This window comes from Botrimarina hoheduenensis, assembly GCF_007859815.1.
Taxonomy (GTDB): domain Bacteria; phylum Planctomycetota; class Planctomycetia; order Pirellulales; family Lacipirellulaceae; genus Botrimarina; species Botrimarina hoheduenensis.
In genome coordinates, this window is the sequence record NZ_SJPH01000002.1 from 195,904 (window position 1) to 220,096 (window position 24,193).

Consider the following 24,193-nt stretch of genomic DNA (forward strand, 5'->3'; position numbering starts at 1 on the left):
CTCGGAGAAAGTTTGTCGATCAGGCCAGGCGGCTATTACCGACGGCGACGGGCGGCAAGGCCGGCCAGGGCCAGCAGTGCTAGCGAGCTGGGCTCGGGGATGTTTGTCGTAATGATGAGCCCGTCAAAGTCCTTCTTCTTGATGAAGGACGATCCACCATCGCTAGCAACCGCGGTGAGCGTGTTGTCGAGCGTGACGTTGATCTTCGTCACGCCGAATTGGAAGGCGATGCCCTCATTCAGCAAGGCTTGCGCGATATCCACGTCAACCGAGCCCGACCAATCGGTCGAGAAGATCGGGAAGCCGTTGGAGTCTTGGGCCATGCTGTACGTTCCGCCCGAAGGGGTGAACGTCATCTGGGCTTGGATGTTGAAGCCACTGATCGGCATGCCATCGACCTCGACCACATCGATGAAGACCTCGTTGGTCACGCTCGAAGCGGTTGTGAACGAGGCGGGGTTGCCTGCCAGCGTTGTGTCGCCGGCCTCGGTAAAGCGGAGGTTGTCGAGCACTTTGCCGGGCTTGGCCACGATCATCATGCTGAGTTGGCTGTCAACAATCTCCGAGACAAGCGGTCCCGTGCTGTTGACGCTAGCGAGGAAGCCGGTCGGGCTGAAATCGAGCGAGTTGCCACTCACCGAAGTCGGTGCGCCGAAGAGCATGGCGTCAGAACCACCGGGCCCCTCATCGTTCGATTCCGTGACCTGGCCGAACCACGCGTCGGCACCCATCCAGCCGGTCATGCCGCCGGGGCCATCGGGGCCCTCATCGGGACCGACATACACAATCGCGGCGGGGGCACTTGTAACGACCGCCATGGCGGCGATAGCGAACAGAGCTGTAAATCGTAGGCGCACAGTAGCTCCTCACGCGGTGGGGGGGCTGGCAGATGAAAGAATAGGCAGGATGCGGTTTTTACCACCAATCCGAAGTATCGCGACGATCACGCGGATAGCAAGCAAGTCGTTGCATAATTGCAACATATTGCGCTAAGCCGCATGTTTATAGCTGCTCCATCACCTCGGCTTCCTTGCTCTTTGCCAGATCACCGGCCTGCCCTTCGTGCTTGGTGGTCAGGTCCTGCACGTCCGTCTTATAGGTTTTGCACTCGTCTTCGCTCAGCTCCTTGTCTTTTTCAAGCTGATCCAGGTGCTTGTTCGCGTCGCGGCGGACGTTGCGAATACTCACGCGGGTTTCCTCGGTGAGGTCTTTCGTGCGGGCAACCATCTTCTTGCGCACATCGCCGGAGAGCGCCGGGATATTGAGCCGCACCACTTTGCCATCGCTTTGGGGCGCAAGGCCCAGGTCCGAGGCGACGATCGCCTTTTCGATGTCCTTGATTACCGACGGGTCGAACGGACGGATCACCAATTGCTGCGGCTCGGGAGCGCTGACGCTGGCCAGCTGCTTCAGCGGCGTTGGCGAGCCGTAGGCGTCCACCCGTAGCGAGTCCACCATGCCCGGATTGGCCCGGCCGGTGCGGATGCCGTTCAGATCGTTCTTGAGCTTCTCAACCGCCTTGATCATCCGCTCTTCGGCGTCGATAAGCACTTCTTCAACAGTCATGGCGCAAACGATGAGGGGGGAAGGAAAAAGTTTGTTTCGGATCGCTGTTCAAGCGGTTGTTGCCGACCGGCTGATAACGCGCGTGCCGATGGGTTCGCCGCGGACCGCACGCTCGATGTTGCCATCGCGCCGATAATTGAACACCAGGATCGGCAAATCGTGCTCCATGCAATGCGCGATGGCGGTCGAGTCCATCACGCGCAGCTCTTGCTCACGAACCTGTTGGTAGGTGAGCTCCTCGTAGAGAACAGCGTTGGGGTTGGTCTCGGGGTCGTCGCTGTAGACGCCATCGACGCGGGTGGCCTTCATGAGGATGTCACACTCCAGCTCTAACGCTTTCTGGGCCGCGGCCGTATCGGTCGTCACGAAGGGGGCACCGGTACCCGCCGCGAAAATGACGATCCGGCCTTTCTCCAGGTGACGCTTTGCACGGCGACGGATGAAGGGCTCGGCCACGCCGTCCATCTTGATGGCGGTCATCAGCCGTGTGGCGGCTCCGAGCGACTCGAGCGCGTCTTGCAGGGCGAGGCCGTTGATGACCGTCGCAAGCATCCCCATGTAATGGGCCGTCGCTTCTTGAATGCTATTGGCACCGGCCGTGAATTGGGCACCCCGCAGGATGTTGCCGCCCCCGATGACGATGCCGATCTCCACACCCTGCTGGGCTGCACGAACCGTTTGGCTTGCGATGTCGACCACCTCGGTCATGCTGATGCCCCGCTGCCCGGAAGGGGCAAAACTCTCCCCCGAGAGCTTCAGAATGATGCGGTTGTAGGGTGACGAACCGGTGGATGCGGCCATAGTCAAACGTTGCGCTCAGGCGAGGGGCGAGAAACTCTTAGGCAGAGTCTAATCGGCTTGCCGTGGACGGGGAAACCGGCGGGGGGGACGTGTGCTGCCGGAACGCAACAAAAAAGCGAGCGTCTCGCGGGGGCCGCGGGACGCTCGCTGAAGTGCGTGCTCGGGGAAAAGCTTACGGCTCGGATTCAGCTCGCGACGCTCGTCTCGCCCAGGCGCCAGCTCGTGAACCCCTTGAGCTTCATGCCACCCGCCTTGGCGATCGCTCCGACGGTTTGCTTGTCGTCCTTCACAAAGGCTTGCTCAGAGAGCACCTTTTCGGCGTAGTAATTCTTCATCCGCCCATCGACCATTTTCTCGATGATATTGTCGGGCTTGCCCTCGTTCTTGGCCGCCTCGACCAAAATGGCGCGCTCGCGGGCTACTTCGTCGGCGTCGAGCTCGTCGGTGCTGGTAGCGGTGGGCTTCATCGCCGCGACGTGCATGCTGATGTCTTTGGCCAGGTCGTTCGTGCCCCCCTCAACCGAGAGCAGCACGCCACTCTTGCCGTCGAAGTGCACGTAGCCACCGCACGGGCCTTCGACGCGTGCGATGCGGGCGAGCTTGAAGACCTCGCGGATGCGGTTTTCCAGGTCGTCTTTGATCTCCTTGAGCTTCTTGCCCGCCGCTGTGGGGCTCGGTTGCTCCCACAGCGCATCGGCGGTGGCGGCCCCGGGACCCGTGGCCAATTGCTTCGCCAGATCGTTGGCCAGAGCGACCACCTCGGGGTTGCCCGCGACGGGGGCCGATTCCACCTGCAACTCGATGATTGCTCCCGCCGATTGATCGACACCACAGAAGACCGCTATGCGGCCCTCTTCGGTGACGCGGTCACGGCGGCCTTCCATGAGTTTCAGGCCCTTCTCGCGGAGCGCCTGCTTGGCGGCCTCTTTGTCGCCCCCTGCTTCGGCGAGCGCTTTCTTGCAATCCATCATCGGGAGCTGTGTTTCGTCACGCAGCTCCTTAACCATCGCGGCGGTGATCTCGGCCATGGGAGTCCTCAGTGTGGGGGATGCTCTTGCCGCCGGCGTGCGGACCGCGGCGATATGTTAAACGGATGGTTGAAAGGGGGAAAAAGTCGCTGGCCGGGTCGAGGGCGTCTCGCAAGGCAAAGATTCGCGAAAGAATCGCCCTCGTCCCGATCGCGCTGGTTAGCGCCGGTTCCGCGTCGTGTGTAGGCAATCGGCGGCTCCCTGGCGGGAAGCGCTCAGCTCGCGGTATCCGCGTCTTTGTCCTCAGCGGCCTTTTGCTCAGCGGCCTTGTCGGCGGCGGCCTTGTCGGCGGCAGCTCGTTCCGCGGCCTTCTCGGCAGCTTGGGCCCGTGCTTCGTCCTTGGCGGCTTGCTGTTGCAGAACCGCTTGGGCCTTGCCCGCCACGACCGAGTCCGCGATCAACCGGCAGATCAGCTCGATCGAACGCAGGCTGTCGTCGTTGCCGGGAATCGGCAGATCGACCGTGTCCGGGTCGCAGTCCGTATCAATCAGCGAAACCACCGGAATGCCCAGCACGCGGGCTTCTTTGACCGCGTTTTTTTCCTTGCGCGGATCGATCACAAACAAGCACTCGGGCAGCCGCGACATCGTCCGCATCCCGTTCAGGTTGCGGTAGATCTTGCGGTACTCGCGGTTGAGGGTCGATTGCATCTTCTTCGAGTAGCTCTTGATCGCTTCGCCCTGGCGGATGGCTTCGAGCTCTTCGAGTCGGCTGAGCCGGTCGCGGATCGTGCGGAAGTTGGTCAGCGTACCGCCCAGCCAACGCTCCGAGACGAAGGGCATGCCCGCCCGTGCGGCCTCGCGGGCGACCGTCTCCGAGGCCTGCCGTTTGGTGCCGACAAACAGGATCAGGCTCCCGCGGCCCGCGACATCCGACAGGTACTTACGGGCACGCAGCAGACCGCGAATGGTCTCGCGAACATCGATAATGTGGATCAGATTGCGGCGGGCGTAGATATACGGCCGCATCTTCGGATTCCAGCGGCTAGCGCGGTGACCGAAGTGGACGCCCGATTCAACGAGCTCATTGACTAGCGACATCGAAAATCGACTTTCAGTGGCACACCGGCGCGACAGCGGCCCGGGGGGCTGCGGTCATAAGGTCCGGCGTTAGGTGGTTTCGGCCTCTTGGTGTGCTGCGCCGGGTGGCGCTGGGGCTGTCGGCGGCGGGGTCGCTGCGGACCGCCCCTCTCGTGAACCCTTCGGGCCGATGAAGGGTCGCGAAGCTGGTTAGGTTACGGGGGGCGTCTCGGCTGGTCAATCCGTTGCCGGGGCGGGCAGGTTGCGAGGCCCCGGGGGGCGGATTACGATTCGGGGCTCGCGGCGTCTCGGTGCCGGCTCGGTGGAGGGACCTTATCCCCCCCCCCCGACAACGGCCCTCCCGGGATCGCCCTTGATTGACTGCGGGGCTCCATGATTGACTGCGGGGCTCTGGGTGCGGGCAACCGCATTTCGGCGGTACCTTTCGATTTAACGTTTTCCCTACTTCCATCGACGCTCGCCGCGTTCTGGCCCATGCGACACGTCCTCTCAGCCCTCGTCCAGAACGTACCGGGCGTGCTAGCTCACGTCTCGGGCATGCTGGCCTCGCGGGCCTACAACATTCACAGTCTGGCCGTAGGCGAGACGGAGGATCCGGAGTTCTCGCGGATGACCTTCGTCGTGGTCGGCGATGACGGCATCCTGGAGCAGGTCCGCAAGCAGCTCGAGAAGATCGTCACCGTTGTCCGCGTGGACGACGTCAGCTCCAAGGATCACGTGGAGCGTGATCTGATGCTGATTAAGGTCAAGGCCGACAAAGGAGATCGCCCCGAGATCCGCGAGCTGAGCCGCATCTTCCGCGGCCGCATCGTCGATGTTTCGCCGACCGAGATGATGATCGAGCTATCGGGCCAAGAGAAGAAGGTTCAAGCGTTTATCGACATGATGCGTCCGTTTGGAATTATCGAGTTGTGTCGCACCGGGCGGATCGCCATGGTCCGTAGCGTGAACCGCCCGCTCACGGGTCAGCCCGATGAGGTCAGCAACGCCGGGGCCTGAGCCCGGCGTGATTCGCGACTCCCGCCCGGCGTCGCCAAGACAAGAGATCACAGCGAGTCGTTCGCTGCTTACTATCAGCCTTTACGAATCGCCAGCCCTTTAGCAGTTGGCTTCGTTACAACCCCCCAGCAGACACGATGGCCAAGATTTACTACGACGCCGACGCGAAGGCCCTAGAAGGTAAGACCGTGGCGATTATCGGCTACGGCTCGCAGGGCCACGCCCACGCCCAAAACCTACGCGAGAGCGGCGTAAAGGTAGTCGTGGGTCAGCGTCCGGGCGGTGAGAACTATGATCTGGCCAAGAAGCATGGCTTCGAGCCGGTCTCAGCAGCTGAGGCGGCCAAGGCGGGCGACGTGGTGAACATCCTCTTGCCGGACGAAGTCCAGGCGGATGTCTACAAGGCCGATATTCTGCCGAACCTCAAGTCGGGCGCAATCCTCATGTGCTCGCACGGCTTCAACATCCACTTCGGATTGATTCAGCCCCCGAAGGGAGTCGATCTGCTGCTCGTGGCACCGAAGGGCCCCGGCCACCTGGTGCGCAGCGAGTTCGTCGCCGGCGGTGGAGTTCCCTGCCTGATCGCCACCCGCAAGGGAGACGCCAAAGCGGCTGACGACGACATGGCCGACGAATCGTCGAGTGTCTTCAAGATCGGCATGGCGTACGCTAAGGGGATCGGCGGCACACGCGGTGGCGTGATCCGCACCACCTTCGCCGAGGAGACCGAGACCGACCTCTTTGGCGAGCAGGCCGTTCTCTGCGGCGGTGTTAGCGAACTGGTGAAGGCGGGTTTCGAGACCCTGGTCGAGGCCGGCTATCAGCCCGAGATGGCCTACTTCGAGTGCCTCCACGAGCTGAAGCTGATCGTCGATCTGTTCTATCAGGGTGGCCTCAGCTACATGCGTTACAGCGTGAGCAACACGGCCGAGTACGGCGACTACAAGTCGGGCCCGCGCGTCGTGACGCCTGAGACTAAGGCCGAGATGAAGCGCATCTTGGACGACATCCAATCGGGCCGTTTCGCCCGCGACTGGATGCTCGAGAACAAGGCGGGTGCCCCGATGTTCAAAGCCACGCGTCGCCGTGAGCAGGCCCACCCGATCGAGCAGGTCGGCAAGGAGCTACGCCGTATGATGAGCTGGATCGACGAAAAGGAAGTGGGCTGAACGCGCTAAGTGAATCGCATGAACAACTCCCCATCGCACGACGAGTTGTCGCCCTCAAGAAAAATATACAACTGGGCAAATTCATTCGATCAAGCAAACCGGGCTGTTGCCGAGCTAGATTACTCGTTAATGACCGGTAGAAAGTGCGAACTCAAATGGGAGAAGCCCGCCATATTCCCAGGCATTGTGCTTGCAGCTTTTGCTTCGGAGTTATACCTAAAAGCTGCTATCACATTTGAAGGTAACAAACCGCCCCGAACACATAGACTACGCGAACTGTTCGATGCTTTAAGCGAAAATGCTCAAGCTGTTATCCAGCTGTGCTATTTAGATCTTGTTACAAGGAGCGCACCTGTAATTCGCGTAGAACAGATAGAAGCATCGCCCAGATTGGGGTTCATGCAAAAAGAGCTAGCAGATTTCTATAGTCACTTGGATCGAATATCGGATAATTTTGCCAAGTGGAGGTATGGTTACGAGAGCATGCCCAGTAGTGATGGCTGGTCATCGACTGAAAAATTCATGGATGCTTGTCGCGTAGGCTACTTGAATATCGAGGCTGGCTTAGACTTAGGCGTATAAATTATATTTGAAGGAGACCGTTCTCGATCGAGCAGGTCGGCAAGGAGCTACGCCGTATGATGAGCTGGATCGACGAGAAGGAAGTGGGCTGAGCCAACGCGACAGGCCCGCATCGGAAACAAGTCACCGCGAAACCTCGGCCTTTTGGCCGAGGTTTTTTTGCATTCCTTGGGCCAAAAAAACAAAGATTCTTTGCATGCCCCGACCGGGGAAGTTAGGGTGATGTCCGCCATGTTGCGGACATCCGCTTGCCCCGACGTATCCCCCGGGCCCCACAAATGCGCACTCTTCATCTTTTCTTATGCGCGGTTCTTGCGCTTGTCGTTGCCTCGCCTGCCGAGGCGATCAATGTCTTTTGGGACGATGGGGGTTCCGGCAAGAGCTGGACCACCGCTAACAACTGGAGCCCGAACCAGCGACCAGACAATGACGACGTTTTTGTGGGGAATCTTGCCGCCGCGGTAGGGGACAGCACCACGCTGGACGACGACTTCGCGATCAACAGCCTAACGATCAGCAACGCCGCAGACGTCGATACGGCCAAGTTCTTTCTCAAGGTGAGCGGCCCGATCTCGGTGAGTGGCGCGGGCTCGACGCTCACAGCGTCGGAGCACGTCGATGGCTCCGCCGTGGACGCCATCAACGCCGCGTCGATCACTGCTGGACTCAATGGTGCCTTTGTGATGAACGGCGGTCGAACGGTTCTGGCCGATTCAAGCGCCGCCTCGGCAGACCTGATCGTGGGAGTCAACAGCTTCTTCGCGGGCTACGGCCAGTTGCAATTCAACGACACCTACGGGGCCGGCATCTCGCCGCTGGTGAACGATGGCAGCCTGACCACCCAACGCGAGTCCGGTTCGTCCAATGCCACTCGCTTTACGCTGTCGATTGATTCGAGCGCCGCCAGCGCGCCGCTCGATCTGGACGGCTTCGCGGGCAATGGAACGGTCGGGGTTACCTCGCAGACGACGCTGGACATCAACCAGCCGATCACGCCGTTCGGCAGCACGATGACGCTCAACCCGGGGGCCGAACTCGATATCAACACCAGCTGGGCGCTCAATGGCACGGTGTCGGTCAACGCGGGCAGCCCGCTGCCAGGGGTTGCGCCGCAAGCGACGATCGACGGCGGCACGGTCGTTGTGAATCCTGGCGCGGGCGTGTTCGTCAACAGCGGCGAGCTGGTGATCGACGCGGGGACCAACTTTCAGCCGGGTTCCACTCTGCAGCTGGGCGTTGCTAACTCGGCGATCACGTTCAACGCCCCCGCCAGCGTGCTGGGGACGTTTGCCGTTCCCAGCAGCTCGGGGCTCGCGATCAATGTGAACGATACCGTGACGATCGGCTCGACGCCTTTCGACTGGGATGGGGCCGAGAACTCGGTTACCAACATCAGCCCCACAGGCCAGCTGACGATCAACTCGACCGATATCTCTCCGAGCGCGGTGGACGATACGTTTGACGGCACGATCAACATCACCGGGGGCCGTCTCGTCGCGAACGTTGTGGGTGGCTGGCAGATGGGCGGCACGGTGAATATTGCCTTTGGCTCGGGCATCGCGGGGCGGCTCGGTGGATCAAGTCCCATGACCGTCGTCAGCGGCGGCTTGATCAATCACACTGCCGGCTTCGGGCAGATTGGCGCACCGGTCATTTTCGAGCCGGGTTCTTCAACGGTTGTTGCGCCGAACAGCAATGGCAAGCTGATCTTCACGAACAGCGTTACCTTCCAAGGAGGGTCGTCTCACACCGGTGCCGGTCGGTTGTCGTTCGATAGCACCACCACCACGGTAAACGGCGCCACCACGATCAACATGACGGGCGACGTGCTCCTCGATGAGGATGCGGCGAACAACGACACCACGCTCACGCTTAACAACGACTTCACCGTGAACGCCGCCTCGGTCGGCGTGTTTGGTGCCGGGTCGGTGGCAGCGGGCATCGACCTGATCGCGATCAACAACGCCAACGCCACGCTGACCGTCAATCAGTCCTCGACCAACACCTGGACGCTCGGTCCCGATGGCGTCATCACCATCAACGGGTCGGGGACCATCACGACAACCCTGGCCGGCGACGATCTCGTGGTTCTCGGCTTGGTGGATGTTACCAACATCACACGGCTGGGCGCTCGGCTCGACATTGGTTCTACCGGCACCCTGCGCGCCAACACGGCGACGATCGCCGTCACGCCCCAGGCACGGCTGGGCGGCGGATCGATTAACAATCCGAACACGATCTCGGGCGGGCAGATCTCCAGCGGCGGCGAGATCGTTGCCGAGAACGGCAAGGCTCTGTATGGGTATGGCTTTGTGGACGCCAACGTGCGGTTTCTTGGCAACTCGGAGCTGATCGCCGAAGGGGGGCAGCTCTTTGTAAACGGTGCGGTGCTCGACGTGGGCGTGATCGGCGTCGCAGGGCCCGGTTCGCAGCTTGTGCTTGCCAATGCTTATTCCACTCCGGCCGGCAGCGCAATCGAATTGCGCGGCGGGCTCGTGACCGCTCTAGCGGGGGCCACCAACACCACGGAGATCCGCGGCTACGGGACTCTCAATCCCGGCGTGATGATCAACAACGGCACGATCCGCACCCAAGGGGGCGTGGGTCAAGAACTGGTTATCGCCGCTGGGGCCGGCACCCTGAACCTTGACGGCACTACGGAGAACGGCAGCCTCGAAGTGACCGGCGGCAATCTCCGCATCGACCGCCCCCTGAGCGATGCCTTCAACGGCATCGCAACGGTCGGCTTCGACACGCCCAGCGGCATCGCCTATTCGCTCGAGATCAACGAAGACTGGACCCTCGCCCCGAGCGGAACGCTCAACCTGAACGGATCGGCCACCTCCTTCGCGACGCTCCGCGGAGCGGGCGAAGCCCAGCTCAACGGCACGCTCAACGTCGGCAACCGCGCGAACATCAGCGCCAATGCGAATCTCGGCGCGACTGCGACCGTCAACCTGGACGAGAACGAACAGCTCCGAGTCTCTCTCAATCAGTTAACGGTAGACGCCAACGCCACTTTTGTGGGGGGTGGTTTGTTGTGGTCGACCAACTCGGGCACCGTCATGCTGCGTGACGGCGTGGATACGGAGGACGTGATCTTGGTCAACGATCGTCGCGTTCGCCTGGGAACCGCCGCCGACATGAACGTGGCCACCGCCACGACGTTCTTCTACGACCAGTTGGCTTTCGCCCAACTCTTTATCGACATCGGCGGGACCGATCCGAGCCGTTACGACCGACTCGTCGCCACCAACGGTGCCAACCTCGCTGGCGATCTTGATATCGACCTGATCAGTGGGTTTGTGCCCTCGCTCGGGGACACGTTCGATGTGCTCCTCACCCCGGGCGGTCAGTTCGGCAATTTTGCGGCGGTCAACACGAGCGACGCCACGATCGGCGGCGGGCTCACCTGGCAGGTCCGTTACACGGGTACCGCGGTCCGATTGGAAGTGGTCGAGGTCGGTCTGCCGGGCGACTACAACAACGACAACGTTGTGGATGTCGCCGACTACACGCTGTGGCGTGACAGCCTGGGCGACACGATCAATCTGACCGCCGACGGCGACCGAGACGGCATCGTCGATCAAGACGACTACGACGTGTGGGTCAACAACTTCGGTGCGATGGGCCCCGCGATCGCCGTGCCCGAACCCGCAGGGCTGCTGCTGGTCGGCGTGGGGATGATGCTCGTCCCTCGTCGGCGGCGGCGTTAGCCAACTTAGGGCCTAGCCAGCGATTGTTGAATCACACCGCCTCGGTCTCGCAATAAGGCACGGCGAATCAGCGACGGATCCCGTCGCGGCCGAGTTGCCTCGCCTAGCGCCATCTTGCCGGTCTCGCGACACGAGATCACCTTCTGACGGTGATTTGATCGCTTTACTGCAACCTTGCCTTTAAGCGTTGCAGATGGCGAATCGCGCCGCGACGGTCGGGATACTCCTTCGTCACGATATGGCCCGAAGCGCCCTCCGCCTTCAGCCGTTCTCGCACCTTGCGGGCCCACCGGTCTGCTGCCGAAGGAGAGATCGCGACCTCGGCCAGCGTGTAGAACACCCGCCCCCGTTTGACCGTGACACTCATCACGTAGTGGGTTTGGTTGTCGATTGGGTCTGTGTAGGCGGATTGCAGCTTACGGCTGGTAAGATGGGCCTGCACTTCTTGCTCGATCGCGGCAAAGTCGTCGCCAAAGTGTTTGACGAACAACGGATCGGGCCCGTGCTGAACGGCGCTGGGCGGCGGCGTCAATGGCTCTTTAACCGACAGCTCGCGCAGGTAGGCGGTGAATTCGTCGGTCCGCTGCTCGGCCAGATAGTGCGTTAGCCCCCAGGCGACGGCGTAGCCGTGTGAGGTGAGGCCCGGTGCCGAGACCACCTCGCGGATGACACGCCCCCCTTCGCCCGGCGTGCGAAGCAGGTCACGCATGCGGAGATCGTTGACCATGCCCGGCTGGGTCCAGGCGACCGCGCGGGCGGGGATCTGATCACCGTCCGCTTTGCGGATGCGCGAGCTGACCTGCAAGGGACAGAAGTACTCAGCGATCCCCTCGGTGATCCAAGCGGGCCAGCCCGAACGACGCTGCTGGATGGCGGTGTTGGCGAGCAGCTGGTGAATCGCCTCGTGGGCGACCACGTACGAGGCCTGCTTGAGGGCGTACTCGGGCGCGGCGTCGAAGAGCCGTTCGTCTTCGTACATCACGACACAATTGGTGTCGATGTTGTAGTAGGCGAGCATCTCGGGCGGAGCTTTGTAGTAGGCGTCGAATGCCGCGCGGCTGGGCAGGATGATGACCACCAGCGGCGTCGCTGGGCGCTCGACCGGCAAGCCCCAGGCCCTGAGCTGAGTGACGACCCCCTTGAGCATCGATTCAAGAATGCCGCGGGTGTGTTGGTAAAAACCATCGCTCGACTGATAGACAAAGTAGAAGTAGCCGGCCCGCTCGTGCTGAAAGTCGCGCAGCCCGCCCGCTTCGAGCCACGCGCGGATCTCGTCGTCAGTGGCGACGCTAAGCGGCTCCGTGGCGGGGCGGGTCTGCTCTCGCGGGACCGCCTTGAGTTCGCCCGTGGGAAGGACCACCACGCGCAGCGGGCCCAAATCGCACAAGACACGCACGATCTGCGGGGCGATGCCGGGCGCGGGCTGATACGCGACGACGGGCACCTCGGGCGGTGTGGGCTCGACCCCCTCGGGAACCATGAGCCCCTCGAGTCCCTGCGGCGGACGGGCAGGGGCCACGTCGAGCGTGGCGGTCGATTCGGCATCTTCGTCTGAAGGCGTTTGCCCCCACGAGAGCCCGGCGGTGAATCCTCCGCTCAGCAGGCCCGCCAGGGCCAGCAGCAGAGCTGCGAACAGCGGTCTCTGAGGTGGTGTCATCGCCCCCTTATCGGTCGGAAGTAGCCCATCTGAGACACGCCGTGGGTTGTCCGGCTTCGCGCTGTTCGCGTGGCGGCTACTGCGGTTGTAATCCGTGGTGGGACCGAGGCCAACGCTTGGATCGAGCCTCGGGCCGCCAGGAACTCCGCGTGCGCGACCGAAGTCGCCAATCCGGCCCGTTTCGCCGGCGTTTTCGCCGTGATACCCTGCTCAAGCTATCGCCTTGGCGCGCCTCCGCGGGGGAGTTTCCGCCGGCGGCGACCGGGGTCCGATTCCCCAGGCCCCGCGCCCGTGTCACTTGCGACCGACCGGTTGGGGCCGCGTCTGACGCTGTTATCCTGCTTCCCGCTGCTAACGCTATGCCACGCCGCGACGATATCCACAAGATTTTGCTGATTGGCTCCGGACCGATTGTGATCGGCCAGGCGTGCGAGTTCGATTACTCGGGCGTCCAGGCCTGCAAGGCGCTGCGCGAGGAAGGGTACGAGGTTGTGCTCGTCAACTCGAATCCTGCGACGATCATGACCGATCCGGTCATGGCCGACCGCACGTACATCGAGCCTCTCACCTGGCAGGTGCTCGAAAAGATCATCGAGCGTGAGAAGCCCGACGCGGTACTACCGACCCTCGGCGGCCAGACGGCGCTCAACCTGGCGATGGCGCTCGACCACCACGGCGTGCTCGAACGGCACGGCGTGGAGATGATCGCCGCCAAAGCAGACGTAATCGACAAGGCCGAGAGCCGTGAGCGCTTCAAGGCCGCGATGCACAAGATCGGCCTGGGCGTCTGCCAGGGCGCGACGGTTAAGACGGTCGAAGACGCCAAGAAGCAACTCGAAATCGTTGGCTTGCCGGCGGTGGTGAGGCCGAGCTTTACGATGGGTGGCAGCGGATCGAGCATCGCCTACAACCGCGCTGAGTTCGATCAGCTCGTGCGCACCGGTTTGGAGATGTCGCCCACGACCGAGGTGCTGATCGAGGAATCGATCATCGGCTGGAAAGAGTACGAGATGGAGGTGATGCGCGACGCGGACGATAACGTCGTCATCATCTGCTCGATCGAAAACTTTGATCCGATGGGCGTTCATACGGGTGACAGCATCACCGTCGCCCCCGCGCAGACGCTCTCCGACAAAGAGTACCAGCGGATGCGTGACGCTTCGCTAGCGGTGATCCGCGAGATCGGCGTCGAGACGGGCGGCTCGAACATTCAGTTTGCGATCAACCCGGACGACGGCCGGATGATCGTGATCGAGATGAACCCGCGGGTGAGCCGCTCGAGTGCGCTGGCGAGCAAGGCGACCGGTTTCCCGATCGCCAAGATCGCCGCCAAGCTGGCCGTGGGATATCGGCTGCACGAGCTGGCCAACGACATTACCCGCAAGACCACCGCCTGCTTCGAGCCGAGCATCGATTACGTCGTCACCAAGATCCCGCGCTTTGCCTTCGAGAAATTTCCCGAGGCCGACAGCACGCTCACGACGCAGATGAAGAGCGTTGGCGAGACGATGGCGATCGGCGGCACGTTCAAAGAGAGCTTTCAGAAGGCCCTGCGTGGGCTCGAGGTGGGGGCCTTCGGTTTCGGCAGCGATCTGAAGGACCGCTGGTATACCGAAGATCGCCCCGATGACGATGAAATCTGTGCGAAGCTCATCACTCCGGGCCCCGACCGCGTGTGGTACCTGCGTTACGCGCTGAAGTTCGGCATGACGACCGCCGAGATCTTCGAGATGACGAAGATCGATCCCTGGTTTCTCGACAACCTCGCCGAGATCGTCGAGACCGAAGACGAGCTGCGCGCCGCGGCGGAAGCGTCCGAGGGTATCGCGGGGTTAGCGGATGAGTTGCTCCGCCGAGCGAAGCGGCATGGTTTCTCTGACAACCAGCTCGCCACCATCTTCTCGTGCTCAGAGACCGAGGTTCGTCGCGATCGCCTGGCGCGCGGGGTGACACCCGTCTACAAGTCGGTGGATACGTGTGCCGCCGAGTTCGAAGCCTACACGCCTTACTTCTACAGCACCTACTCGGGCACCGAGGACGAGACGCCAAGCAAGTCAGAGAAGAAGCGGATCGTAATCCTCGGCGGCGGTCCTAACCGTATCGGCCAGGGGATCGAGTTTGACTACTGCTGCTGCCACGCAAGCTTCGCGATGCGCGAGATGGGCATCGAGTCGGTCATGATCAACTCGAACCCGGAGACGGTCAGCACCGACTACGACACGAGCGATCTACTGTTCTTCGAGCCACTCACGGTAGAAGACGTGATGAATGTCTGCGAGCGTGTCGCCGCGGATGGCATCATCGTGCAGTTCGGCGGTCAAACGCCGCTCAACCTGGCCCGCGCGCTAAAAGACGCCGGGCTACCGATTATCGGAACGCCGGTCGAAGCGATCGAGTCGGCCGAAGATCGCGAAAAGTTTGCGGCCCTGATCAATCGCCTGGGCCTACGACAGCCCCCCAGCGGCATCGCCCGGACGACGACCGAGGCCCGCGAGATCGCCCTCAAGATCGGCTATCCGGTGCTCGTGCGGCCCAGCTTTGTCTTGGGCGGTCGGGCGATGGAGATCTGCTACGACGCGACGCAGCTCGATCGCTACATCGGCCCGGCGTTTTTAGCTGCCCAGGGGCAGCCCGTGCTGATCGACAGCTTCCTGGAAGAAGCGACCGAGGTTGACGTTGATGCGATCGCCGACGGCGAAAGGGTCGTTGTCCCTGGCATCATGCAGCACATCGAAGAGGCGGGTGTCCATTCGGGCGACTCGGCTTGCGCGCTGCCCCCCTTTAGCCTCTCGACCGCAATCCTGCGTGAGATCCGCGAAGCGACCGTCGCGATGGCCGAAGACTTGGGCGTGATCGGCTTGATGAATGTCCAGTACGCGGTCCGCACCGAAGAGGGGCAAGAGCGGTTGTACGTGATCGAGGTCAACCCTCGCGCAAGCCGCACCGTGCCGTTTGTCGCCAAAGCGACTGGCATGCCGGTCGCGGCGGTGGCGGCGAAGGTCATGGCGGGGACCACACTTGCCGCACAAGGCGTGACGGAAGACCCGGTCCCCAAGCACGTATCGGTTAAGGAGGCGGTGCTGCCGTTCATCAAGTTCCGCGGTGTGGATATCGTGCTGGGCCCCGAGATGAAATCAACGGGCGAGGTAATGGGTTGCAGTCCGCTCTTCGCGATGGCGTTTGCCAAATCGCAGCTCGCGGCCGGCACGGTGTTGCCACCGAGCGGCAACGTCTTCCTCTCTTTCGCGCCGAAAGATCAAGAGTACGGTTTGGAGATCGGCAAACGACTCCATGAGCTGGGCTATCAGTTGCTCGCGACTTCGGGCACCGCGACGTCGCTCAAACAGGCGGGCGTTGCGGCGACCTCAGTGAACAAGCTGCAAGAGGGACGCCCCAACCTGTTGGACTACCTCGCGGAAGACAACGTTGCGTTGGTGATGAACACGCCGATCGGCAAGGGGGCCCGCACCGACGAGGGAAAGATCCGGGCCGCGGCCGTCGCCGCTGGCGTGCCGTGTCTGACAACCATCGAGGCGTGTTACGCGGCGGTCGATGCGATGGCCGCGCTGGCCACGGAAGAGATGCAGGTGCAAAGTCTGCAAGAGCGCTTCAGCGAGCCGTGATCGCACATTCGTGATCGCACATTCGTGAGCGCATCGCCGTGATGGATCTTGAGGGTGCGCCGCTGGCAGTTGCTAGCAGGGCTCGCATCGGCTTTTTTTTCGCGTCGAACAAAATCGCCCTTGCTGCGTTCGGTCGAGCCCCGTAACTTCCGCCCCACACGTGTCGGGGGCCGCGGCTGATTACGCCTCGCCCCGACGCCGCTCTCTCACAAATCAGCTCAGCGAACCACGTGGCGAGAGACGCCCTTCAAAGGCGTCGCTCACCGGGCGGTAGGCAGTGGCAAGGAAGCCGCTCCACCGCTTGCGTCCACTCCCGACGCCTTAGCCGCTTTTCGGCCGATCCCTCCCCCCTTCGGCCAAAGGGCTGCTGCAGCGTCCAATCGCTCCCGGAAAAGTTTCCCGTCCTCCGCCCCCCTGGGACGTGTGCTTTTCTGGGAGCTTTTTTTATGCGCGGTCGGTGGGGTAACGCCGCCCACCCTTCGGCGTTGTGGCGAGGCCGCTGGGTCATTAGACTCCGCGACCCCTCCCCCCTCCCCCCCCACTTTGGAAGACGTCACGGACGACGCTCCCATGGCTGCCAGCACGGCTCTCCGCCTCGATTCGATATCGCCACCTAGTCAGCTTGCGCCGGCTCAGCAATTGGCAGCGGCACGCGAGGTGCTTCGCCGCGAGGCGATTGCGCTCTGGCAGGTCTCGCACCGGCTGGGCGAAGAGCTGAACGACGCGCTGAACTTGCTCCACGCCTGCCGCGGTGCCGTGATCGTGACCGGTATGGGTAAGGCGGGGCTCATCGGCCGAAAAATCGCCGCGACCCTCGCCTCGACCGGCGCCACCAGTCACTTCATGCATCCGGCCGAAGCCTTCCACGGCGATCTGGGGCGTGTCCGCTGCGGCGACGTGGTGCTGATGCTCTCGCAAAGCGGAGAGACCGGCGAGGTGCTGCAACTGTTGCCAAGCCTCGATCAAGCTGGCGTGCCGATCATCGCGATCACCGCGAACGGGCAGAGCACCGTCGGCCGCGCGGCGCGGGTCGTTCTGCCGCTGGGAGAACTCGACGAGGCGTGCTCGCTGGGGCTGGCTCCGAGCACCACTACCACCGCCATGCTGGCACTCGGCGACGCGCTAGCTTTAGTGCTCAGTTCGATGCGGGGCTTCACCGCGGAAGACTTCGCTCGCTACCACCCGGGCGGATCGCTGGGGCGCAAGCTGGCGCGGGTTGATGAGGTGATGCGTCCGCTTGTGGATTGTCGTGTCGCGCTCGTGACGCAAACGGTCCGTCAAGTGATTGTTGGCTGTGGCAAGCCCGGTCGTCGCACAGGTGCGGTCATGCTCGTTGATGCGGCGGGCAAACTTGCGGGCCTGTTTACGGATAGCGATCTGGTCCGACTGTTCGAAGCCCGCGACGAAGCGGCGTTGGACGAGCCTGTCTCGCAACGGATGGTTGCCAGCCCGACAACGATCGGCAGCGGTGCCCGCATGAGCGAGGCGATCAAACTGCTGGCCGATCGAAAGTTCAGCGAGCTACCTGTCACCGATCCCGCAGGCAAGCCGATCGGAATGATCGACGTGACCGACGTTGTCGAGGCCCCCGAAGCAATGGCGCAAGCCGACCCCGTACCCTCAACCCCGGTGCGGATCTTCCCTGGCGAGGACGTCTATGCGGCGGGTTGAGTGTCGCGGTCGAAAATGAGCCTACCTATGATGGATGAATCCGAACTACCGCGCCGCGCCGCGCAGGTCCGCCTGCTGCTTTCGGATGTGGATGGCGTCATGACCGACGGGTCGCTCACCTTTGACGTTGAAGGCCGTGAGCTGAAGACCTTTAATGTGCGTGACGGCCTGGGGATCAAGCTGTGGCGCCGCTCGGCCGGTGAGTTTGGCATTATCACGGGCCGCAGCTCGACAATTGTCACCAAGCGCGCCGAAGAGCTCAGCCTATCGATCGTTCATCAGGGCGTTCAAGACAAGCTGCCGATTGTGCGGCAGATCGCGGCCAACCACGGTATGGACTTAGCCGAGGTCGCCTACATCGGCGATGACCTGCCCGATCTCCCCGTGGTGAGCGCGGTGGGATTTGGCGTGGCGGTCGGAGACGCGTGTCCTGAACTGCTGGCTGCCGCCGACCACACAACGTTGCTGCCTGGGGGCCGCGGGGCGGTGCGTGAGCTTATCGAGACGTTGCTGCGTGCGTCGGGACGCTGGCAACTTGCCGACGCCCAGGGGCTTGCTTCCACCTAAGTCCGTTTTCTCACCAACCCAGTCACTGTGTACCGTCGTCTCCGTAACGCCGTTGTGACGCTGCTCGCCCTCTTGGCGGCGTATCACACCTACACGCTGACGGTGGCACCGCGACTTGATCCGCCCCCGTTGGTGGCGGCGCAAGCGGACGCGGACGATCCGTGGGATCAGGTTCAGCACGCGGTGGAGCGTTATCAGCGCCTGCTCGCGAATTATTTTCCGCCCGGGCACTGGACCCTCACCGGGTCTCCCAAGGTGCTGGAGCACACCGCGGCCAACGCGTTGCTGGTTTACGGCGATCTGAGCAAGGACCGTTTTGGTCGGGTTGATATCACCAACACCGCGGTGGTGTTCTTTCCCACACCGCGGCGGGGCATGAACGACGCGCCGCCTGACGCGATCGTGATCGATGCGCCCGGTGTCGCCAAATTGCAATTTGACGAGGCTTTCAATCCAACCAAGGGAACTTTCGGGTGGCCGAAACGCGGCCTCTTCGAGGGAGAGATAACGATCCGTAGCGCGATGAACGATCCGGGTCCTGAAGATGATCTGTTCGTTCGTACTCGCGACCTTCGGCTCGAAGGGCTGCTGATCTCGAGCGACGCCGAGGTTGTGGGACGGATCGGTGCCAGCGAGGCTTCGGGCCGCGTGCTCGAGATCCAGCTGCTGGAAGACCCCAACGCTGCGCCAGATGGGGTGGCTGCCGCGCTGGGGGTAGCGGGAGTGGCTTCGCTCGAAGTGCGACACGACGTGCGTGCAAGGGTGGAAATCCCCGCGTCGTCGCCGGCTAGCCCCGTCGTTGTTGCCGCCGGACAAGGACAACCCATCGCCCCGGTTTATGCGGAACGCGCCATCCGGTTGGCTTCGGCGCAAATGGCACCGACGACCGAGCCGGTTGATGCCCGCTGCGCCGGCTCGTTCCGATTCGACTTCACCACCTTTACCGCGTCGCTTCAAGACGACGTGCGGATAGTGCGTCCTCGGCCCGAGGGTCCCCCCGACACGCTTGTGTGCGATGAGCTGCGAGCGCGTTTTGCGCGGTCCGATGGTGCCAGTATCTCGATCAGCCCGATCGACGAACCGGATCTTGCCCGCAGCCAGACTGCCACACTGGGTGCCCTCAAGATCGATCGGGTTGAAGCCCTCGGATCCCCCGCAAAGATTGAATCTCCCAGTGTTCTCGGCGGGGCCGAGGGAAGACGGATTCAGCTGTGGCTGGGTACGCCGCGGTTGCGGGTCGAAGGAGTGCCCGGGGATCGTCTGGCGATGGTCGCCTACGGTCTGAACGAAGCCCGCGCTGCCTGGATCGATTATGAAGCACCGCCGGCGAGTTCCGGGCGTGCGCTGGGCAACCTGTCGATGGCGGGACCCGGTTGGATGCGCGTTGCGACTCGCGCTGGCGATCCCACCCGACTGGTCGAGGCGCGTTGGAAAGGGATAGCAAGCAGCGATGGGCGTCCCTCTGAAGCGGTGCGCTTGGTGCGCGACAAAGGCGGTAATCCGCTGCTGATCGCCGAGGGCGAGCCGGAGATCGCCGCCGCCGAGGTCGGGTGGTTGAAAGCGGCGCGGCTCGAAGCGTCGCTGGTCGAACTCGCGGGAGACGGCCGCGAAGGCCCCGTTGTTGAAACGCCGTTGTCTCGCGGCGCGGCTTCGCAGGGTTTCTTGGTGCGCACGATCCGCGCCGCAGGCGGGGTCGATTTTCGCGGTGCCGAGCTCGAAGGGCGTGTTGACCGACTTCGCGCAAACTTTCAGCCTGCTCCCCCTACCGCGGATTCAGAGCCGGTGAGTGGCACGCTTGCGCTCACGCCCGCCACCGGCGTCTCGGTCGCTCCGGACAGGGTTCAGCCATCGACCCTCAATCAGAGCGCTCCCAGCCGATACCGCGTGACCGGTGAAGAGCTTGAGCTTTCAGTCACTCTTAGAGGCCGTCGCGCGGAACCCACCGAAGCCGTTTGCCGCGGCGAAGTTGAGCTACGGCAGGTACTCGCTGCGGCCCCGCGGCGAGACGCGAACGGCGAACCCGAGCAACCTTTTGTCGTGCGCGGCGCTGCGCTGCGGGTGGAGGGCATCTCAGAGCCCGGTGTGCGGCTGACGGTCTTGGGAAGCGTTGCCGAGGATTCAGCCAACACAGCCGACAGCGGACGCGCCGAGGTTCAGGCCAAGGGGGTTCATCTCTTTGCACGTGATCTGCATGTCGATCAGCAATCGGGCCGCGCCTGGATCGAGGGGCCCGGCGATGCCCGCATCCGACTGAGCCAGACGGGCGCCACGGGTGGGCTGCTTGGCTCGCTCGGTCCCGAAGCAAAACTCAGTTGGCGCGACGGACTCGAACTGCTCGGAGATCGGCTTGTCGCGCGGGGCGAGGTTTTTGCCGAGACTCCGCAGCAGTGGCTCCATTGCGCGGAGTTAGCCGCTCGATTCACGCGACCCATCGATCTGCGCGAGGGGGTTTCAGGACGATTGGAAGTCGCCCGCCTCGACGCGGGCGGCGGCGTCTCGATTGACCATCGCACGATTGACCCGCAAGGTCAGACGTCGCACCAACGGCTGCAACTCAAGACACTGGGCGCGGATCTCCGCTCGGGCGAGCTCGGCGGAGAAGGGCCCGGTTGGCTTCGCAGTGTGCACCTTGCCGGTGCCGCGCAGCAGATTACCACGGGGGCAGGCGTCAACGGCATAGTCGGCGGAAATGGCGGGCTCCGTATGTTGCGGGTCGACTTCCGCCGCGGCTTAAGCGGCAACATAAACACACGCGTGGTTCGCTTTCATGAACGTGTCAGCGCGCTGTATACACCGGTGCTGGCATGGGACGATCAGCCCCCGCCGGTGAGCTCAGCCGGTCCGCCGCCGGGAGCCGTCACGCTCGCCTGCCGCGAGCTGCGGCTGAGCGAAGATCCGGCCAGCCGTTACGCCGTTGCCCCCTCTTCGGCGCAAGGGACGTCGATCGGGCCAATCGAAGCCCAAGCGACAGGAGCCGTCCGCCTGGAGGGCCGACCCGAGGGTGCTGATCCGAGCAACTCACAGGCCTTTGCCGCCGAGGCCGTGGTCGCTAGCTATAGCCAAGCAAAAGAGGTGTTTGTGCTAGAGGGCGACGTCAACCGCAGCGCCACCATCTGGCGCCAAGCCGCCCCCGGCCGCCAACCCGAGCGGGTTGATGGCCGCAAGCTGCTGTACTGGCCCAAGCTCGATAAGTTCAAGTACGAGGACGTGCGCGGCGGGACGATCTACGGTGCCGGCACGCAGCCCGGAGCGGCGGGTCTGCGCTAAGCCGCGTAGGCAACGGCCGGCGGCCACGCCCTCGCGTACCCTGGCCGCGGTAGGGGCGGCTCCTACAGTGCCGAGGCTTGCAGAGAACCGCTTCTCTTGACACCGCGCCGCGACGTGCTCTACGCCTACTACAGCGACCACATCGCTCTGCCGCTACCCGAGAAGCACGCTTTTCCGCGCAACAAGTATCGCTTGGCGCGTGAACGCGTCGAGCGCTTCGCGGACGAACTGGGGGTTGTGCTGCGGGCCGCCTCCGCAGCGAACGATGAGGATCTGCTGCGGGTGCATACGCCCGCGTATGTGCATCGTGTGCGATCAGGGGAGCTGACCAGCCAAGAACAACGCGAGATCGGTTTCCCTTGGTCGCCAGGATTCGTCGACCGCTCGCTGCACTCGACCGGGGCAACCGTTGCCGCGGCGCGAGCGGTTTTTGCGGATCGCGCCGCAGGACGGCAGGCTTGGGGGGTCCACCTAGCGGGCGGCACGCACCACGCCTTCCCGGACCGGGGGCAAGGTTTTTGTGTATTCAACGACGCCGCGGTGGCGATCCGCGCTTTGCAAGCCGAAGCGTGCCTCGCCCGTGTCGTGGTGATCGATTGCGATGTCCATCAAGGCAACGGCACCGCGGCGATCTTTGCTGGTGACGCGTCGGTGTTCACCCTTTCTCTGCACGGGGCCCGCAACTACCCACGGTTGAAGGAGCCGAGCGATCTGGACGTTCCTTTGCCCGACGGCTGTGAAGACGACGAGTACCTCGCGCAGCTCGCGCAGGCGCTCAACCAGATTGCTCCGCAGCTCGCAGCGGCTGATGCGGTGTTCTACATCGCGGGCGCTGACCCCCACGAGCAGGATCGGTATGGCCGGATGAAGCTTACCGGCGAGGGGCTCCGCCTGCGCGATCAGCGTGTGCTACAGACCTGTCGAGATTTCGGACTGCCGGTTATCGGCATGATGGGTGGCGGGTACGCTCGCGATGTCGAGCTTGTCGCCGAACTGTATGCGAACACCGTCGAGACGATGGCACGGATGGCTCCCTGAGCGGGATCCGATCGCTCGTTGCTGAGCACAGCAGAAGTTATTGGCGCCGCTAGGACGCAACCAGTTCGACTCGATTACTCGGGCAACCGGCCCCGCTCGACCTGGGGCCAAGCGCCGGTAAGTGCTTCGAGAAAAGCCACAAGATCCGATTGCTCATCTACGGACAGATCGAGCGGCTGGATCTTCTCGCTCTGCCACGGGTTGCGGTGACCCCCGCCGACGTACCATTCGATTACTTCGTTCAGCGTCGCCAGGGAGCCGTCATGCATGTAGGGCGGCGTTTGCGTAACGTTACGCAGCGTGGGTGTCTTGAAGGCTCCACGGTCCGCTTCGTTCTTGGTGACGGTGTAGCGGCCCCAATCGATCGTCGTTTCGAGATTGGCAGCAAGCGGCTCGACGCGCCGATTGGTATTGATGGTTGCCAAACCGATTCCCAGGTTGTGGTATTGCTCGTCAGAAAAGTTGGCCCCGGCGTGACACTGAAAGCACCCGCCGCGCTCGCCAAAGAACAGCTTGGATCCGCGCAGGGCAGGTGCCGACAGCGGCATCGCCTCGGTTGCCCGGATCAGCAGGCCATAATCAGCGAGCAACTCGGCGTCGTCCGCGTCCAAGTCTTCGGGCGCCGCGTCCGCAACAGCGGCGAGGTCATCCGCATTAGCAACCTCAAAGGCGCTACGGCGGGCGCGATGATCCCACGGCGTGGGGCCCGTCACCAAGGCCCTTTCGAAACAGGCGAGTGCCAGAGCAGCGTTCTCGATCGTCACCCCCTCGGCGAAGATCGTTTCGAACTGTATCCGATAACCGAGAACCTGCTCGAGAAGACCGACGACCGCAGCGTGTGAGAAGCCCATTTCGGTGGGATTCGCCAGCGGCCCGATCGCTTGCGCTTCGAGCGAGTCGGCCCGGCCGTCCCAGAACTGGGCAGCCGAGAGCAACCGATTGGCTGCCGTCGGCGTGTTGCGCGTTCCGAACTGGCCCCGCACGCCAACGCTAAAGCGTTGGGGATCGGCGAAGCCGTGGTCGGGATCGTGGCACGACGCGCAGCGAATCGTTCCGTCGATCGACAGCCGCGGGTCGAAGAAGAGCTGTCGTCCCAACTCGATTTTAGCGCGCGTGAGCGGGTTCGCTTTGAGGCCCTGGCGATCGAGCTCTCCCTGATCGAGGCCCACGGGGAGAACCGGTTGCAGCGCTGCGTGGTTGGCAGCGTTGGAGAGCCACTTCTGCAACTCCTCTGCCGAGAGCGATCCGGACCCCGGCAGGCCTTGGAGCAGTTCCCCTTCGCCGAGAGGCACACGCTGCGGCGGTGTCGAAACGTCTGCACCAACTAACCGAAGGCCCTTAGCGGGCGATTCGATTGAGAGGGGCGTCGACGCGCTGGTGATCACGCTTTGCGCAGCGATCGCCGCGCCAAGGGCGGCGATCGCTAGCGGAGAGGCTCGCAACATAACAGCAACGGGGAAGTGCGCAGC

The 24,193-nt window shown here is 63.1% G+C and carries 16 protein-coding genes; 9 read left to right on the forward strand and 7 right to left on the reverse strand.

Annotated features, from left to right (window positions below; all coding sequences use genetic code 11):
- Positions 1 to 35 precede the first annotated feature (35 nt).
- The 5 genes from Pla111_RS04640 to rpsB all read right to left on the reverse strand — a co-directional run bounded on the left by Pla111_RS04640 (position 36) and on the right by rpsB (position 4,435).
- Complete coding sequence (locus Pla111_RS04640; RefSeq protein WP_146571886.1) at positions 36 to 818, reverse strand: PEP-CTERM sorting domain-containing protein; 783 nt, start codon at positions 816 to 818, stop codon at positions 36 to 38.
- A gap of 184 nt (positions 819 to 1,002) precedes the next feature.
- Entirely contained in the window at positions 1,003 to 1,566 is a 564-nt protein-coding gene (gene frr, locus Pla111_RS04645; RefSeq protein ID WP_146571888.1) for a ribosome recycling factor, read from the reverse strand.
- A 48-nt stretch (positions 1,567 to 1,614) separates the two neighbouring features.
- Positions 1,615 to 2,367: a UMP kinase gene (pyrH, locus tag Pla111_RS04650; protein ID WP_146571890.1), complete on the reverse strand. Its 753-nt coding sequence runs from the start codon at positions 2,365 to 2,367 to the stop codon at positions 1,615 to 1,617.
- A gap of 185 nt (positions 2,368 to 2,552) precedes the next feature.
- Positions 2,553 to 3,395 (reverse strand): translation elongation factor Ts, encoded by an 843-nt coding sequence (gene tsf / locus Pla111_RS04655; protein ID WP_146571892.1) that lies wholly within the window; start codon positions 3,393 to 3,395, stop codon positions 2,553 to 2,555.
- A 215-nt stretch (positions 3,396 to 3,610) separates the two neighbouring features.
- The gene (gene rpsB, locus Pla111_RS04660) at positions 3,611 to 4,435 is read right to left on the reverse strand and encodes a 30S ribosomal protein S2 (RefSeq protein WP_146571894.1); all 825 of its coding nucleotides are present in this window, start codon (positions 4,433 to 4,435) and stop codon (positions 3,611 to 3,613) included.
- 474 nt (positions 4,436 to 4,909) lie between these two features.
- Between rpsB and ilvN the strand changes: the two genes are divergently transcribed.
- The 4 genes from ilvN to Pla111_RS04680 all read left to right on the forward strand — a co-directional run bounded on the left by ilvN (position 4,910) and on the right by Pla111_RS04680 (position 10,901).
- Positions 4,910 to 5,434 (forward strand): acetolactate synthase small subunit, encoded by a 525-nt coding sequence (gene ilvN / locus Pla111_RS04665; RefSeq protein WP_146571896.1) that lies wholly within the window; start codon positions 4,910 to 4,912, stop codon positions 5,432 to 5,434.
- Positions 5,435 to 5,571: 137 nt separating this feature from the next.
- Entirely contained in the window at positions 5,572 to 6,603 is a 1,032-nt protein-coding gene (gene ilvC, locus Pla111_RS04670) for a ketol-acid reductoisomerase (protein ID WP_146571898.1), read from the forward strand.
- An 18-nt stretch (positions 6,604 to 6,621) separates the two neighbouring features.
- Positions 6,622 to 7,185, forward strand: coding sequence for a HEPN domain-containing protein (locus Pla111_RS04675; protein WP_146571900.1), 564 nt, complete (start codon positions 6,622 to 6,624; stop codon positions 7,183 to 7,185).
- Positions 7,186 to 7,463: 278 nt separating this feature from the next.
- Positions 7,464 to 10,901 (forward strand): hypothetical protein, encoded by a 3,438-nt coding sequence (locus Pla111_RS04680; protein ID WP_146571902.1) that lies wholly within the window; start codon positions 7,464 to 7,466, stop codon positions 10,899 to 10,901.
- 163 nt (positions 10,902 to 11,064) lie between these two features.
- Here the strand turns inward: Pla111_RS04680 and Pla111_RS04685 are convergent, their stop codons facing one another.
- Positions 11,065 to 12,558, reverse strand: a complete 1,494-nt coding sequence (locus tag Pla111_RS04685) for a DUF1570 domain-containing protein (RefSeq protein WP_146571904.1) — start codon at positions 12,556 to 12,558, stop codon at positions 11,065 to 11,067.
- A 359-nt stretch (positions 12,559 to 12,917) separates the two neighbouring features.
- Between Pla111_RS04685 and carB the strand changes: the two genes are divergently transcribed.
- From carB to Pla111_RS04710, 5 genes are all read left to right on the forward strand, one after another.
- Positions 12,918 to 16,181: a carbamoyl-phosphate synthase large subunit gene (gene carB / locus Pla111_RS04690; protein ID WP_146571905.1), complete on the forward strand. Its 3,264-nt coding sequence runs from the start codon at positions 12,918 to 12,920 to the stop codon at positions 16,179 to 16,181.
- A gap of 543 nt (positions 16,182 to 16,724) precedes the next feature.
- A complete protein-coding gene (locus Pla111_RS04695; RefSeq protein ID WP_197524753.1) occupies positions 16,725 to 17,852 on the forward strand; it encodes a KpsF/GutQ family sugar-phosphate isomerase in 1,128 nt (375 codons plus the stop codon).
- A 27-nt stretch (positions 17,853 to 17,879) separates the two neighbouring features.
- On the forward strand, positions 17,880 to 18,419 hold the full coding sequence (locus Pla111_RS04700) for a KdsC family phosphatase (RefSeq protein ID WP_231930740.1): 540 nt from the start codon (positions 17,880 to 17,882) through the stop codon (positions 18,417 to 18,419).
- A 27-nt stretch (positions 18,420 to 18,446) separates the two neighbouring features.
- A complete protein-coding gene (locus Pla111_RS04705; RefSeq protein ID WP_146571907.1) occupies positions 18,447 to 21,686 on the forward strand; it encodes a hypothetical protein in 3,240 nt (1,079 codons plus the stop codon).
- 96 nt (positions 21,687 to 21,782) lie between these two features.
- Positions 21,783 to 22,724 (forward strand): histone deacetylase family protein, encoded by a 942-nt coding sequence (locus Pla111_RS04710; RefSeq protein WP_231930742.1) that lies wholly within the window; start codon positions 21,783 to 21,785, stop codon positions 22,722 to 22,724.
- 74 nt (positions 22,725 to 22,798) lie between these two features.
- Here Pla111_RS04710 and Pla111_RS04715 read toward each other — a convergent pair whose 3' ends face one another.
- A complete protein-coding gene (locus Pla111_RS04715) occupies positions 22,799 to 24,169 on the reverse strand; it encodes a cytochrome-c peroxidase (protein ID WP_231930744.1) in 1,371 nt (456 codons plus the stop codon).
- Between the last annotated feature and the right edge of the window lie 24 nt (positions 24,170 to 24,193).